This window comes from Brevundimonas sp. GW821-FHT09G01 (assembly GCF_059416065.1).
This window is the reverse complement of record NZ_JBWKOL010000001.1, coordinates 750814-765084: the sequence shown is the minus strand read 5'-3', so window position 1 is coordinate 765084 and position 14271 is coordinate 750814. Positions and strand designations below refer to the sequence as shown.

At 68.9% G+C, this 14271-nt stretch carries 14 protein-coding genes and 3 tRNA genes; 11 read left to right on the top strand and 6 right to left on the bottom strand.

Features of this window, described 5'->3' with window-relative positions:
• Window positions 1–39 precede the first annotated feature (39 nt).
• From AC07NB_RS03760 to AC07NB_RS03730, 7 genes are all read left to right on the top strand, one after another.
• The gene (locus tag AC07NB_RS03760) at window positions 40–480 is read left to right on the top strand and encodes a hypothetical protein (RefSeq protein ID WP_492313037.1); all 441 of its coding nucleotides are present in this window, start codon (window positions 40–42) and stop codon (window positions 478–480) included.
• Between the two features lie 60 nt (window positions 481–540).
• Window positions 541–1500: a class II fructose-bisphosphatase gene (glpX, locus tag AC07NB_RS03755; protein WP_492313038.1), complete on the top strand. Its 960-nt coding sequence runs from the start codon at window positions 541–543 to the stop codon at window positions 1498–1500.
• Complete coding sequence (gene recJ / locus AC07NB_RS03750) at window positions 1500–3314, top strand: single-stranded-DNA-specific exonuclease RecJ (protein ID WP_494570961.1); 1815 nt, start codon at window positions 1500–1502, stop codon at window positions 3312–3314. Before glpX ends, recJ begins: the two co-directional genes overlap by 1 nt.
• An 83-nt stretch (window positions 3315–3397) precedes the next feature.
• Window positions 3398–3472, top strand: a tRNA-Glu gene (locus tag AC07NB_RS03745).
• A gap of 456 nt (window positions 3473–3928) precedes the next feature.
• On the top strand, window positions 3929–4492 hold the full coding sequence (locus AC07NB_RS03740; RefSeq protein ID WP_291832449.1) for a cold-shock protein: 564 nt from the start codon (window positions 3929–3931) through the stop codon (window positions 4490–4492).
• A 33-nt stretch (window positions 4493–4525) separates the two neighbouring features.
• On the top strand, window positions 4526–4996 hold the full coding sequence (locus AC07NB_RS03735; protein WP_291832448.1) for a DUF192 domain-containing protein: 471 nt from the start codon (window positions 4526–4528) through the stop codon (window positions 4994–4996).
• Window positions 4997–5046: 50 nt separating this feature from the next.
• Window positions 5047–5123 (top strand) — tRNA-Pro (locus tag AC07NB_RS03730).
• A gap of 370 nt (window positions 5124–5493) precedes the next feature.
• Here the strand turns inward: AC07NB_RS03730 and AC07NB_RS03725 are convergent.
• Window positions 5494–5823, bottom strand: a complete 330-nt coding sequence (locus tag AC07NB_RS03725) for a hypothetical protein (RefSeq protein WP_494570960.1) — start codon at window positions 5821–5823, stop codon at window positions 5494–5496.
• Between the two features lie 144 nt (window positions 5824–5967).
• Between AC07NB_RS03725 and AC07NB_RS03720 the strand changes: the two genes are divergently transcribed.
• Both AC07NB_RS03720 and AC07NB_RS03715 read left to right on the top strand, forming a co-directional pair.
• Entirely contained in the window at window positions 5968–6276 is a 309-nt protein-coding gene (locus tag AC07NB_RS03720; protein WP_494570959.1) for an ETC complex I subunit, read from the top strand.
• Between the two features lie 111 nt (window positions 6277–6387).
• Window positions 6388–6464 (top strand) — tRNA-Arg (locus AC07NB_RS03715).
• A gap of 6 nt (window positions 6465–6470) precedes the next feature.
• Here AC07NB_RS03715 and AC07NB_RS03710 read toward each other — a convergent pair.
• Together AC07NB_RS03710 and metC are read right to left on the bottom strand one after the other, a co-directional pair.
• Window positions 6471–6716, bottom strand: a complete 246-nt coding sequence (locus AC07NB_RS03710) for a hypothetical protein (RefSeq protein WP_494570958.1) — start codon at window positions 6714–6716, stop codon at window positions 6471–6473.
• A 115-nt stretch (window positions 6717–6831) separates the two neighbouring features.
• Window positions 6832–8013: a cystathionine beta-lyase gene (gene metC / locus AC07NB_RS03705; protein WP_494570957.1), complete on the bottom strand. Its 1182-nt coding sequence runs from the start codon at window positions 8011–8013 to the stop codon at window positions 6832–6834.
• Window positions 8014–8099: 86 nt separating this feature from the next.
• On the opposite strand from metC, the gene AC07NB_RS03700 reads away from it, so the two are divergent.
• Complete coding sequence (locus AC07NB_RS03700) at window positions 8100–9206, top strand: amino acid ABC transporter substrate-binding protein (protein WP_494570956.1); 1107 nt, start codon at window positions 8100–8102, stop codon at window positions 9204–9206.
• Between the two features lie 32 nt (window positions 9207–9238).
• A complete protein-coding gene (locus AC07NB_RS03695; RefSeq protein ID WP_291832441.1) occupies window positions 9239–10552 on the top strand; it encodes a dicarboxylate/amino acid:cation symporter in 1314 nt (437 codons plus the stop codon).
• Window positions 10553–10684: 132 nt separating this feature from the next.
• Here the strand turns inward: AC07NB_RS03695 and sseA are convergent, their stop codons facing one another.
• From sseA to AC07NB_RS03680, 3 genes are read right to left on the bottom strand one after another with little or no spacing between them, the layout of a single operon-like run.
• Complete coding sequence (gene sseA / locus AC07NB_RS03690; protein WP_494570955.1) at window positions 10685–11518, bottom strand: 3-mercaptopyruvate sulfurtransferase; 834 nt, start codon at window positions 11516–11518, stop codon at window positions 10685–10687.
• 22 nt (window positions 11519–11540) lie between these two features.
• On the bottom strand, window positions 11541–12761 hold the full coding sequence (locus AC07NB_RS03685) for a class I SAM-dependent methyltransferase (RefSeq protein ID WP_494570954.1): 1221 nt from the start codon (window positions 12759–12761) through the stop codon (window positions 11541–11543).
• A gap of 33 nt (window positions 12762–12794) precedes the next feature.
• Window positions 12795–14255: a cryptochrome/photolyase family protein gene (locus tag AC07NB_RS03680; protein WP_494570953.1), complete on the bottom strand. Its 1461-nt coding sequence runs from the start codon at window positions 14253–14255 to the stop codon at window positions 12795–12797.
• Window positions 14256–14271: the final 16 nt, after the last annotated feature.

Sequence of the window (14271 nt, the reverse complement as noted above, 5' to 3'; positions counted from 1 at the left end):
CTTCCGCCTGTCACGATCATGGCGTAGACCGCCAATGAAATGAACGCGCCGATCCGGAAAATTGCTGCGCTGTGCGTCGTCCTGACGGGGGCGGGCCTGCTTTCGGCCTGCGCCGGGGCCTTCTCGCCCCACACCGACACGGCCTCGCCCGTCGCCCCGCAGGTGCAGGCGCTGGTGGAAGCCAACCGCCGCTATCCCGCCTGGGAGGACTTCCCCAAGGCCACGCCCGCGCCCGAACCGGCCCAGATCGCGGCCCAGGTGAACACCCTGCGGGTCAGCGCCGGGGCGCTGGCGGGCGAGGCCTCGCGAATCGACTGGCAGACCGACGGCGACGCCGCAGCCTTCACCGAAGCCGTGCGGGCCCGCATCGCCGCCACCCCGATCGCGCCCGCTTCGGCCGAAACCCAGGCCGAGATCGACGCCCGCCTGCGCGCCGCCCGCGAACGCGGACGCGCCCCGCCGCCGGTCGACCGCCGCTAATCCCTTTCAGAATCGCCCGGGCGACAGAATCCGGGGATCATCGCCTCACGGAGAACGCTCATGGCCGATACGGCCCCCTACGCTTCGACCCTCGCCGCCGACGCCGCGCGCGTGACCGAGCTGGCCGCCATCGCCTCCTACGCCCAGATCGGGCGCGGCGACGAAAAGGCCGCCGACCAGCTGGCCGTCGACGCCATGCGCACGGCGCTGAACGCCCTGGATATCGACGGCAAGATCGTCATCGGCGAAGGCGAGCGCGACGAGGCCCCCATGCTCTACATCGGCGAGAAGGTCGGCACCGGCAAAGGCCCGGTCATCGACATCGCCCTGGACCCGCTGGAAGGCACCACCCTGACGGCCAAGGCCATGGCCAACGCCCTGTGCGTGCTGTCGATGTCGCCCGGCGGCGGCATGCTGCACGCGCCCGACACCTATATGGACAAGATCGCCGTCGGCCCGGGCTATCCCGCCGGCACGGTCGATCTGGACAACAGCCCGCAGGACAACGTCCGCAACCTCGCCAAGGCCAAGGGCGTCCCGGCCTCGGAAATCACCGTCTGCGTCATGGACCGTCCGCGTCACGCCGAGCTGATCGCCGCCCTCCGCGAGGTCGGCGCCAAGGTGGTGCTGATCACCGACGGCGACGTGGCCGGCGTGATCCACACCGCCGAGCCTGAAACCGGCATCGACATGTACCTGGGCTCGGGCGGCGCGCCGGAAGGCGTGCTGGCGGCCTCGGCCCTGAAATGCGTCGGCGGCTTCTTCCAGGGCCGCCTGATCTTCCGCAACGACGACGAGCGCGAGCGCGCCCGCCGCACCGGCGTGACCGACTTCGACCGCAAATACGACCTGCACGAGCTGGTCTCCAAGGACGCCATCTTCGCCGCCACCGGCGTGACCAAGGGCGCGATGCTGGACGGCGTCCATTTCCGCGACGGCTTCGTCACCACCCATACGCTGGTGATGGATTCCTCGACCCGCACCGTGCAGCGCATCCGCACCACGCGCCCGGTCGCCTGATGGCGGACGGCGGGAGCGCTCCGGCCTTTCTGGGCGTCTCCCGCTCGCTCTCAGGCCGCGTCTGGCGGCAAAGGCCCGCCGAGCCCGGCGTCATCCGCGCCCATATGCAGGCCCTGGGGCTGGACGAGCCGCTGGCCCGGGCGCTGGCGGCGCGGGGCGTGCGCGCCGACCAGGGGCAGGACTTCCTGACGCCGACGCTGAAGGCCCTGTTCCCGGACCCCTCCAGCTTCACCGACATGGATGCGGCCGCCACGGCCATCGTCGACGCCCTGCAGGCCGGGGCGTCGGTGCACGTCTTCGCCGACTACGACGTGGACGGGGCGTCCAGCGCGGCCCTTCTGGTGCGCTGGTTCCGGGCCATGGGCGCCGACCTGCCCATCTATGTCCCCGACCGCATCACCGAGGGCTATGGCCCCAGCGCCAAGGCCTTCGACACCCTGAAGGCGTCGGGCGCCGATCTGGTCGTCACCGTCGACTGCGGCGCGGCGGCCAATGAGGCGGTAGCCCACGCCGCGGCCATCGGCCTGAAGGTCGTGGTCATCGACCACCACATGATGCGCGAGCAGCCGCCGCAGTGCCTGGCCGTCGTCAATCCGAACCGGCCCGGCTGCAACTCGGGGCAGGGCAACCTGGCCGCCGCCGGGGTGGTGTTCGTCCTGCTGGCCGCGTTGAACCGCGAGGCGCGGGGCAGGGGACTGTTCACTCCAGAATCTGGGGGGCGTGAGCAGCCCGACATCCGCCAGTGGCTGGATCTGGCGGCGATGGGCGCCATCTGCGACGTGACCGGCCTGACCGGCTTCAACCGGGCCCTGACCAGTCTCGGCCTGAAGGTCATGTCCGACTGGGGCAATCCGGGGCTGAAGGCCCTGCTGGCCGCCGCCGGGGCCGAGCCGGGGCCGGCCAAGGTCAATCACGCGGGCTTCATCCTGGGCCCGCGCATCAATGCGGGCGGACGGATCGGCAAGGCCGATCTCGGGGCAAGGCTGCTGTCCACCGACGATCCCGAAGAGGCCATGGCGCTGGCGCAGGAGCTGGACGCCCTGAACATCGCCCGCCGCGAGGTCGAGAAACAGGTCACCGATCAGGCCATGCGCCGGGTCGAGGCGACGGGCGCCCACGACGACGGCTCGGCCGTGGTAGTCATCGGGGGCGACGACTGGCACCCGGGCGTCGTCGGCATCGTGGCCGGACGGCTGCGCGAGCGCTGGCGCAAGCCCGTGGTGGTCATCGGCGTCGACGCCGTGAATGGGCTGGGCAAGGGCTCGGGCCGGTCGCAGCCGGGCATGAACCTGGGCAAGGCCGTGCAGGCCGCCTGGGAGAGCGGCGTCCTGCTGGCCGGGGGCGGTCACGCCATGGCGGCGGGCCTGACGGTCAAGGCGGATCGCATCGGCGAGCTGCGCGACTTCCTCAACGGCCGGATGGCCGGCGAACAGGCGGCGGCCGAGGCGCTGGACGGGGTCGAGATCGACGCCCTGATCGAGCCCGTGGCGGCCACCCGCGCCCTGTTCGAGCAGTTCGACGCCCTGGCCCCCTTCGGCCCGGCCAATCCCGAACCCCTGTTCGCCATGGAGCATGTCTCGGTGCGCGAACCCGTGGCCATGAACGGCGGTCATGTGCGCTGCCGACTGGTCGGCGCCGACGGGGCCTCGGTGAAGGCCATCGCCTGGCGCTGCGCCGACCTGCCGACCGGCAAGGCCCTGCTGGCGGGGCAGGGGGGGCTGAGCGTCACGGGCCGTCTGAAGGCGGACGACTGGAACGGGCGTCGCGGCGTTCAATTCGAGATCGAGGACGTCGCCGATCCCCGCATGAGCTAGCTATAACCGCGATCTCAATTTTTCTGCGAAAAGGCGTTGCAGCCTGCGGAGTCGGCGGCTATATCGCCGCTTCCCCGCGCAGCGGTCCCTTCGTCTATCGGTTAGGACGTCAGGTTTTCAACCTGAAAAGAGGGGTTCGATTCCCCTAGGGACTGCCACGCGGGGCATTCCTCCTCCCCCTGAAATCGTCAGTCCCGCGCGAGCCTTCCGGCGCGCGCCGCCACGCCGTTGAGCGTCGCCGTGATGGACGCCGGGCGCCGATCCGTGCGGGCGCACGGATCGATTTTCTTCTCATCGACATCGTCAGGTCCGGAACCCCGGCCGGGCCGCCGTGGGTGAGATTCTGCCGGAAGACCCGTCCGCCTGACCGCGGGCCAGGACGCCCGCGTGGCCTCGCAGGCCAGTGGGCTGGGGCCCTTGCCCTTGATCTCAAAGCCCTATCGCCCCGGCGACCCGCCACGCCGTGTGAAACATCCGTGCTCCGGGCGATCCGGCAACGGTTGAACGAATTCGACTGCACAACCAACGAAAATGGGTGTTTTTCGCTTTTCAGGTGTTCAAAGAACCGTGTTAAATAAGACGTGCCCGTACAGATCCCGGGCAGGGGGAAAGTTGTGTCTGACTACGAGGGTGGGGAAACGGTGACCGCGGTGCGGATCGCCGGACGGGTCAAGTGGTTCGACCCCGGCAAGGGCTACGGGTTCATCGTACCTGACGACCCGGGCATGACCGACCTGAAGGACGTGCTGCTGCACATCTCCAGCCTGCGCGACAGCGGACACGAGACCGCGGCCGAAGGCGCGCCCATTTCCTGCGACTGCGTACGCCGCCCCAAGGGCTGGCAGGTGATCGAGATCGTCGACCTGGGCGAGGGCGATCCCGCCCTGGCCGTCCAGCAGCCGCGCCGTCCGACGGGCTATGAAGGCCTGCGCCAGTCCAGCGAGGCGGCGCCGCCCGTCGCCGGCGGTCCACTCGAGCCGGCGGTGGTGAAATGGTTCAACCGCACCAAGGGCTACGGATTCGTGGTGCGCGACGGCCAACCCGGAGATATCTTCATCCATGTCGAAACGCTTCGGCGCTGCGGGCTGGACGATCTCCTGCCCGGAGAGTCGGTTTCGGTGCGGTTCGCCGATGGTCCCAAGGGGCTGGTGGTCGCTGAAATCAGGATGGGCGGATAGGACATCCGCTCCCTTTGCAAAGGGCGGATGCGAATGATTCATCGTCGTGGAATTCCGGCGCTCGTCGCCGGTGCGGTGCTGCTGGCCGGCTGCGCCCTCGGGACGCCCAAGGGGCCGGACGGCCAGCCGATGGAGCCGCTGACCATCACCACCTCGAGCGGCGCGCACAAATTCATGGTCGAGATCGCCGACGATGAAGCCGAGCGCCAGCGCGGCCTGATGGAGCGTCCGCCGCTCGCCGACGACCGCGGCATGCTGTTCCAGTTCCCCGACGTCGCCGAGCGCGGCTTCTGGATGCACAACACGCCCAGCCCGCTGGACATCATCTACATCGACCCGCACGGCCGTATCGTCTCGATCGTCAAGAACGCGGCGCCCAACAACGACCGGGTCCTGCCGTCGAACGGACCGGCCATGGGGGTGCTGGAACTGCGCGCGGGCCGGTCGGACGAGATCGGCGCCAAGCCGGGCGACAAGGTCGCGCATCCCTTCTTCGCCGAATAAGGTCGTCAGGCGCGTTGCGGCGGGACGACGAGTGTGTCAAATCCCGCCGCCGGAGTGTAGCGCAGCCTGGTAGCGCATCTGGTTTGGGACCAGAGGGTCGGAGGTTCGAATCCTCTCACTCCGACCATTACTAAAATCCAGAAGCGGATAGCCGGCCCCGCGACATCCTTCGCGATGCTGGCGCTTGACTCCAAACTGTCCCGATACTCTCATTGGTGGAATTGTTTGGAAGGCGACGCGGATGCGCTTCTTGGACAGCCCTCATCTGAGAGTGATAGGCGTCGTCCTGCTTTTGGCGGGAACGGTCGCTTATCTCGGCCTTCGCAGCCTGTTCCTCGATCACTGGATCGCTGTCGTCATGTTCGGCGCGACGGGGTGGATGACCGGAGCCGTCTACGCCGCGCTCTGCATGGCTCTGACAGGCGGAGCGCTGTTTGTCTCAACCTTCCTGAGGCGCCGCCGCCCTGTCTCATAGTGCGCTGGAGGCCTAGGCGGCCCTAGAAGACGCCCACCGCGGCGTCGGCCCAGATCAGCAGCACGACGCCCAGGATGACGGCGGCTGAGATCAGCCGGCCGGTCAGGCTACGGAATTTCCAGGCCGCCAGTTCGAACAGGGCGCCCGCGCCGATCAGCAGGACGCCGGCGAAGGTGAAGTCCTCGGGCCCCCAGGCGACCTCGTGCGTGAACTGCATCGCCACGGCGGGCAGCAGCAGCAGGGCCGCGATCCCGCCCCACATCGCCACGCGCCAAAGCGGAAACCGCTGTCCGCCGTCGGTCTTGGTCATGCCCGTCATCTCGGCCTCGCCGTGAAAGTGATGACCTTTCATGCGCCGATCGCCGCGTGGAGGCATGTGGAGATTTCAAGGATTTTTCACGCAGGGTCGTCGCCGCGCGGTCACGAACGACGTGGTTTGGCGCTTGAGCGACGGCGAATGCGTTGTATTACGGCGGCAACCGTTCGAGAGACCGCTATGGCCATCGCCCGCATCTACCGCCCCGCCAAGACCGCCATGCAATCCGGCAAGGCCAAGTCGAAAGACTGGCGTCTGGAATTCGAGCCGGCCTCGGCGCGGACCATCGACCCGCTGATGGGCTGGACCTCATCGTCGGACATGAACGGCCAGGTCCGCCTGACCTTCGATTCCAAGGAAGAGGCCGTCGCCTACGCCGAACGCCACGGCATCGCCTTCCGCCTGCACGAGCCGCAGGAGCCGCCGGTGATCCTCAAGGCCTACGCCGACAATTTCGCCACCTACCGCAAGCAGTCCTGGACGCACTGACCGCCGAAGGCGGTCAGTGTTTTCTGAGTGGCCTACCGCGCGTGGCGCTACTTGAGGCGCGAAATGTCGCCTTGCTGTAATTGGGGCGCGTCTGCGTCCCGGCCCCATCGGGCGCCCATAGCTCAACCGGATAGAGCACCCGCCTTCTAAGCGGACGGTTGCAGGTTCGAGTCCTGCTGGGCGCGCCACCTACATCAGTACAGCAGCTTTTCCTGTTCCGCGCGCGCGGCGGCCTGTCGGGCGTCCGCGGCGGCCTGGGCCTGATCCATGGCCGCGACGGCCTGGACCTGTCGCGCTTCGAGGGCGGCCCTATCGGCCGGATCGCCGCCCCGGGTCTGGTAGATGACGACGAACAGCAAGGTCATGATCGCCAGCGCGCCGAGGCAGGACCAGGCCGTCAGGGTCCAGCTTCTGCGGAAGATATAGGGATCGCGGGCCATCGAACGCTCCGGCCGAGGCGCGCGGCCGGGAGCCGCCCGGTCCGTCGGGACCACGGAAACGGATGCCGGGGGAAAAGGGTCCATCGCTCCCGGAGAAGACGTGGCGCGCGAAGCCCTAGAGCGCCGCCCGCCAGGCCGCGAGACCGGCCTCCAGGTCGGCGATCAGGTCCGCCGGATCCTCCAGCCCGACATGCAGGCGCAGCAGTTGGCCCGCCGGCGCCGGCGGCGAGGCGCGCATCGACAGCTGGCCGGTCTCATGGGTGATCAGGCTTTCGAACCCGCCCCAGGAGTATCCGAGGCCGAACAGGTTCAGCGCCGCCATCAGGGCGTGGGCGGCGGCTTCGGTCCCGCCCTGCATCACGACCCCGAATAGGGAGGCGGCGCCGGTGTAGTCGCGTTTCCACAGGGCGTAGGCGGGCGAACCGGGCAGGGCGGGCCACAGCACCTCGGCGACCTCGGGCCGGGCCAGCAGCCAGTCGGCCACGACGCCGGCCGAACGGGCCTGTTCGGCATAGCGCAGGGGCAGGGTGCGCAGGCCCCGCAACGCCAGCCAGGCGTCGTCCGAGGTGACCCGCCAGCCGTTGTCCTCAAGGGTTTCGAAGATGGGCTTGCCGACGGCGTCGTCCGCCACGGCGATGGACCCCATCAGCAGGTCAGAGTGCCCCCCCGCATACTTGGTCAGGGCCTGGACGCTGACGTCGACGCCGTGCGCCAGCGGCTTGAAGGCCAGACCCGCGCCCCAGGTGTTGTCCATGACGGTCAGGACGCCTCGCGCCCGACAGGCGGCGGCGAGCGCCGGGACGTCGGCCATGTCGAAGGTCAGGGAGCCCGGCGATTCGATCAGCAGCACGCGGGTGCGGTCGGTCAGGGTGGACAGGATCCGGTCCGTGGAGGCGTCGGCGGCGTGGAAGGCGGTATCGATCCCGCGCGGCTTCAGGTGGCGGTGCAGGAAGCGGCGGCTGGGGCCGTACAGGGCGTCCGTGGTCAGGACCTGATCGCCGGGCCTCAGCAGGGCGGTCAGGGGCACGGTGACGGCGGCCAGCCCCGAGGGAACCAGCCAGACGTCCGACGCGCCCTCCAACTGGGCCAAGGCGGCGCGCAGTTCGCGGCCGGCGGTCAGGTCCTCGATGCCGTAGGTCGGCCCAAGCGAACCGTCCCGCATGGCCGCGGGCGAATCGTTGAGCAGGGTCGATGCCCGCTCGATCGGCGGCGACACCGGTCGGCGTCCGGACGCGGGTCCCGGCGTGCGGCGCGTGGCCCCGGCGATCAGGCGCGTACGGTCGGAACGGTCGGTCATCGGCGGCTCGCGGGGTTGCGGTTCAGGCCTCAAAGGCCTCTAAACGCACCGGGGCGCAAGTCTGACAGGCACTGACGAGGCGCGGAATGCGGACAGGCAGGACAGGGGTTCGAAAGCAGGCGCTGGCGCTGCTGCTGACGCTGGGGGTCGCCGCCTGCGGCCAGGGCGCGCCCAGGGACGAGACGCCGGAAGACGCGGCCGCCCATCCGCCGACCGCCGCCCCGGCCTTCAACAGCCCGACCCTGCAGGCGATCAAGCGGCGCGGCCGGCTGAACTGCGGCGTGCACGAGGGGCTGGTCGGCTTCGCCTACACCGACAACCGCGGCCAGTGGCGCGGCTTCGACGCCGACTTCTGCCGCGCCCTGGCGGCGGCGGTGCTGGGCGATGCGAACGCGGTGCGCTTCGTGCCCCTGACCACCAGCCAGCGCTTCGAGGCCCTGCGCAGCGGCCGGGTCGACGTGCTGTGGCGCACCACCTCCTGGACCCTGTCGCGCGAGGCGCAGGAGGGAGTCCGGTTCGCCGGCATCAACTATTACGACGGCCAGGGCTTCCTGGTGCGGCGCTCGCTGACCCTGGCCAGCGCGACCGAGCTGAACGGCGCCCGGGTCTGCGTGCAGCGGGCCTCGACCAGCGAGCTGAACGTCGCCGACTGGTTCCGCGCCCGAGGCATCGAATACCGGCCCGTCGTCACCGCCAACGAGGAAGAGGCGCGCGAGGCCTATGCGCGCGAGGACTGTGACGCCTTCAGCGCCGACATCTCGGCCCTGGCCGCCGCCCGCACCCTGCTGCCCAATCCCGAACAGCACGCCATCCTGCCCGACGTCATCTCCAAGGAGCCGTTGGGCCCTGCGGTGAAGCGCGGCGACGAGGCCTGGACCTCGGTGGTCCGCTGGACCCTGAACGGGCTGATCCTGGCCGAGGAACTGGGCGTGACCCGACAGAACGCGGCCGCCATGGCCGACGACTCCCGCGATCCGCGCATCCGCCGCCTGCTGGGCGCCGAGGGCGACTTCGGCCCCATGCTGGGGCTGTCGAAGTCGTGGATGAAGGATGCGCTCGTCGCCGAAGGCAACTATGGAGAAATCTTCGCCCGCAATGTGGGCGCGGATTCTTCGCTCGACCTCGCCCGCGGGCTCAATGCACAATGGAACCAGCGGCCCGCCGGCTTGATCTACGGTCTGCCGATCCGATAACGACGCGGCTCTAAAGCCGGGGGAACTTCTTCATGGAAACGACCAAAAAGGGCGGGATCGCTCTTCACTGGCTGATGCTGGCCGGCTTTGTGATCGGCCTGGCGGGCGGCCTGTGGGCCAATTTCGCCCTGCAGCCCACGGCGGACTGGTGGCCCGTGGTGATCGCCGGGACGATCGGCCAGATCTTCCTGAAGCTCCTCTTCATGATGGTCATTCCGTTGCTCTTCTCGGCCCTGGTGATCGGGGTGGCGGAGATGGGCGACCTGAAGTCCCTGGGGCGCGCGGGGATCAAGACCCTGCTGCTGACCATCATCGTCTCGGGCGTCGCGGTGGTGATCGGCCTGGGCATGGTGAACTACTTCCGTCCGGGTGAGGGCGTTCCGGCCGATCTGGCCAAGCAGCTGCTGGCGCAGGGCGCGCAGGGCGCCAGCGAGATCGTCGAGAAGGCCCAGGGCGGCGTCCAGTTCGATCAGTTCTTCCTCGACCTGATCCCGTCCAACGTCGTCACGGCGGCGGCCGAGAACCAGATTCTGCCGGTGATGATCTTCGCCCTGTTCTTCGGGATCGGGCTGGTCATGGCCAAGTCGCCCCAGACCGACAATCTGCAGCGGACCGTCGAGGGCCTGCTGGAGGTCACGATGAAGCTGATCAACCTCTTCATCAAACTGGCTCCCATCGCCATCGCCTGCCTGATGTTCAAGCTGGCGGCGGTGTTCGGCTGGGACCTGCTGGTCCGTCTGGCCGCCTATGTCGGCGTGGCCGTGGGCGCGATGGCGATCCACATGTTCGTGGTCTACCCGCTGGTCGTCTGGATCGGGGGCGGCATGAATCCGCTGAAATTCTTCCGCGGCATCCGTGAGCCGATGGTGGTGGCCTTCTCGACCGCCTCGTCCAACGCCTCCCTGCCGGTGTCGCTGCGCGCCGCCGAGGAGCAGCTGGGCCTGCCGCGCAAGATCGCCCGCTTCGTGCTGACCGTCGGCGCCACCGCCAACCAGAACGGCACCGCCTTGTTCGAGGGGGTGACGGTCCTGTTCCTGGCCCAGTTCTTCGGCGTCGAGCTGTCGCTGACCCAGCAGGTCGTCGTCATGCTGGTCTGCATCCTGGGCGGCGTCGGCACCGCGGGCGTGCCGGCCGGCTCGCTGCCGGTGGTCGCCATGATCCTGGCCATGGTCCATGTGCCGGTGGAGGGGATCGGCCTGATCCTCGGCGTCGACCGCTTCCTCGACATGTGCCGCACCACGCTGAACGTCACCGGCGACCTGGTGCTGGCCACGGTGGTGTCGCGCGGCGAGACCGACGACGTTGTCCCCGACGACGCGCCCGAGCCGGTGGCTCCGGGCGCCTAGAGCCTGATCCGTTGAGGAGGAATCGCTTCGCGATTCCGCCGACGCGGTAAATCAGGCTCCAGATTTAAAGCGAGAGCCTGATTCACGCTTCAGCCGGAACCGCGAAGCGGTTCCGTCTAAAACGATCAGGCTCTAGGGGCCGGTGACGACGGGGCCGCCTTCGGGCGAGCCCCATTCGCTCCAGCTGCCGTCATAGAGCCGCGCCGAGCGGCCCAGCTCGGCCAGGCCAAGGATCAGGATGGCGGCGGTGACGCCCGAGCCGCAGGTGGTGACGACCGGACGCTCGATGTCCACGCCCGCGTCACGGAAGGCGGCTTCCAGGGCGTCGCCGCGCTTCATCGTTCCGTCCGGGGTCAGCAGCGAGCCATAGGGCAGGTTCAGCGCGCCGGGCATGTGTCCGGGCCGCACCCCGGGCCGGGGCTCGGACGCCTCGCCCCGGAAGCGGGCGGCTCCCCGGGCATCGACCACCTGGGCCCCGTCGTCCAGGGCGGTCCGCACATCCTCCAGCGCGGCGACGGCGGACGCTTCGAAATCCGGGCTGAACACGGCGAAGTCCGGCCGGGGCGGCAGCCCGTCCTCGACCGGCAGGTCCCGCGCCCGCCAGGCGGGCAGGCCGCCGTCCAGCACCCGCACGTCGCGGGCGCCCATGATCTTCAGCATCCACCAGACGCGCGCCGCCGAGAACAGGCCCGTCGTGTCGTAGACGACGATGCGGTTCCGGTCCGACAGGCCCAGCACGCCCGCCGAGGCCGCGAAGGCCGCGGGCGCGGGCAGGGTGTGGGGCAGGGGGCTGTCCGGGTCGGACACGGCGTCCAGGTCCAGGAAGACCGCGCCCGGAATGTGCGCCTGCGCGAAGTCCGCGCGGGCGTCCCGGCCGTCCAGATGCCAGCTGGCGTCCACGATGCGCAGGTTCGGATCGCCCAGGCGGGCGGCGAGGTCGTCGGCGGAGATCAGGGGGGAGGTCATGGGACCGCCTATGCGCCTGGCGTCAGGCCTTCGCCAGCGCCAGCTGGACCACGTCCGTCCGGCGCGAGCGGAAGCCCGCCTCGCAATAGGCCAGATAGAAGCGCCACAGCCGGCGGAACCGCTCGTCGAACCCGGCCATGCGGCCGACTTCGCCCCAGACCGCCTGGAACCGCTCGTCCCACAGCTTCAGGGTCTCGGCGTAGTCGAGCCCGAAGCGTTCGATCGCCTGCCAACCCAGCCCCGCCTGTTCGATCACCGGCTTCAGGCTGGCCTCGGAAGGCAGCATGCCGCCCGGGAAGACGTATTTCTGGATGAAGTCCGTCCGCTTGGCGTAGCCGCCGAACAGGGCGTCATCGATGGTGATGATCTGCAGGCCCGCCCGGCCACCGGGCGCGAGGACCTCGTGGATCTTGCCGAAATAAGCGGGCCAGTATTCCTGGCCCACGGCCTCGAACATCTCGATGGAGGCGACCCGGTCGAACTGCCCGCGCACGTCGCGATAGTCGATCAGCTGGATGTCGGCCTTGTCCGACAGGCCGGCGTCGAACAGCCGCTGCTTGGCGAAATCGTACTGCTGCTGCGAGATGGTGATGCCGGTGACCGTGGCCCCGACCTCGCGCGCGGCGAATTCGGCGAAGCCGCCCCAGCCGCAACCGATCTCCAGCACGCTCTGGCCGGACCGCAGATCCATCAGCCGGGCCAGGGCGGCGTATTTCTCGCGCTGCGCCGCTTCCAGGGCCATGTCGGGCGCCGCGAACCGGGCCGACGAATAGGTCATCGAGGGGTCCAGCCACGCGGCGTAGAAGGCGTTGCCCAGGTCGTAGTGGGCATGAATGTTCTTGCGCGAGCCCGAGCGGCTGTTGCGGTTCATCCGGTGCGACAGCCAGTTGACCGCCTTCATCACCGGATGCCCATCGAACAGGCGGCGGATGCTGTCGTAGTTGTGGGCCAGCACCTCCAGCAGGGGCGCCAGGTGCGGCGTCTCCCACTCGGCGGCCATGTAGCCCTCGGCGAAACCGATGTCCCCACTCGCCAGTACGCGGCGGGCGAAGCGGTAGTCGCGAATGTCGAGGACGGCCGAGGGGCCGGGCTGTTCGCCCTCCAGCCGGTGGGTCTCGCCGTTGGGCAGCAGGACCGTCAGCCGTCCGAAGGTCCAGTTGGCGCTCAGAAGGCGCAGGAACAGCGCGAACCCGCGTGGGGTGCGGGCGGTGATCTGATGCAGATCGGTAGTGACCGACGTCATGACTGAAGATGTTGGGTGGCCGACCCCCGCGCGTCAATGGCCTGGATCGTCGTGACGGGCAGCCGTGATCGTTCGTAGGGCCTCGAGCGCGCGGTCGCGGGCCTCCGCATGATCAAGGATCGGTCGGGGATAGTCGTGGCCGAGCCGAAGACCGATCCCGCGCATGATTTCCGGCGGAGCGGTCCAGGGCGCATGCAGCCACTTGTCGGGAAGCGCCGCGATCTCGGGGACCCAGCGGCGGACATATTGTCCCTTGGCATCGAACTTCGTCCCCTGGGTCACCGGATTGAACACTCTGAAATACGGCGCCGCGTCCGCTCCGGATGCCGCAACCCACTGCCAATTCTGAACATTGCTTGCCAGATCAGCGTCAACGAGAGTGTCGCGGAACCAGGCTTCGCCTTTCCGCCAATCAATCAGAAGGTCCTTCACTAGGAACGAGGCGACGATCATCCGGACGCGATTGTGCATCCAGCCGGTGGTCCACAGCTGCCGCATCCCGGCATCGACGATCGGATAGCCGGTCCGGCCTCTCCGCCAGGCCTCGAGCCCCTCCGGATCGTCGCGCCACGGCATGGCGTCGTACTCGGGTCTGAACGCCGTGTCCGTCATCTGCGGGAAGTGGTGCAACAGATGTGCGGAGAAGTCGCGCCAGCCCAGTTCGGCGGTGAATTTGTCCGCTTCCGATGACGGCGCGCGACCGTCGGCGGCGGCGGCGCGAACCTGCTGGATCGCCCGCCATGGATGGATCTCGCCGAAGTGCAGATGCGGGGACAGGCGGCTGCAGCCGGGCGCCGCCGGGTGGTCACGGTCACGACTGTAGGCTTTCAGCCCGCCGTTGACGAAAGTTGAGAGCGCCGCCGACGCTCCGGCCTCGCCCGGCGTCCAGTCGAAGCCCGTTGACCAATCCGGTTTCGAAGGATGCAAACCCCAGCCGTCCAGGGATTCGCTCTTGATCCAGGCGGGGGTGTCCAGACGGCGCGGACCGGTCGTGTGCGCCGGGGGTTCGGCAGCGGCGAGCAGGCTTTTCAGAAACGGCGTGAAGACCTTGTAAGGCGACCCTGATCCGTTCAGCACGCCTCCGGGGCGGCACATCAGCGTACCGTTCCAGCCCCGCACCTCGACGTTTTCGGCCTTGAGCGAATGGGCGATATCCGCGTCGCGGGCGAACAGTTCAGGCTCGAACCGGCGGTTCAGGAAAACGGCTCCGGCGCCGGTTTCTCCGATCAGCCGACGCAGCTCGGCTTCCGAATCACCCGACCGCAGGATCAGTCTCGAACCCCGCGTCTGCAGGCTTTCGTCGAGGGCCCGCAGGGACTTGTCCAGCCACCAGAGCGACGCCGCCCCGCCCCGGTCCTGAACCGGGCCCCCATCGTGGATATAGAGCGGAATGACCGGCGCGCCGGTCTCCGCGGCGTGATTGAGGGCTGGATTGTCGGCCAGTCGAAGGTCGCGGCGAAACCAGAGGATCACGGGTGTCGGTCTGGTGGTCATGCGGTCGGCCTCCGTG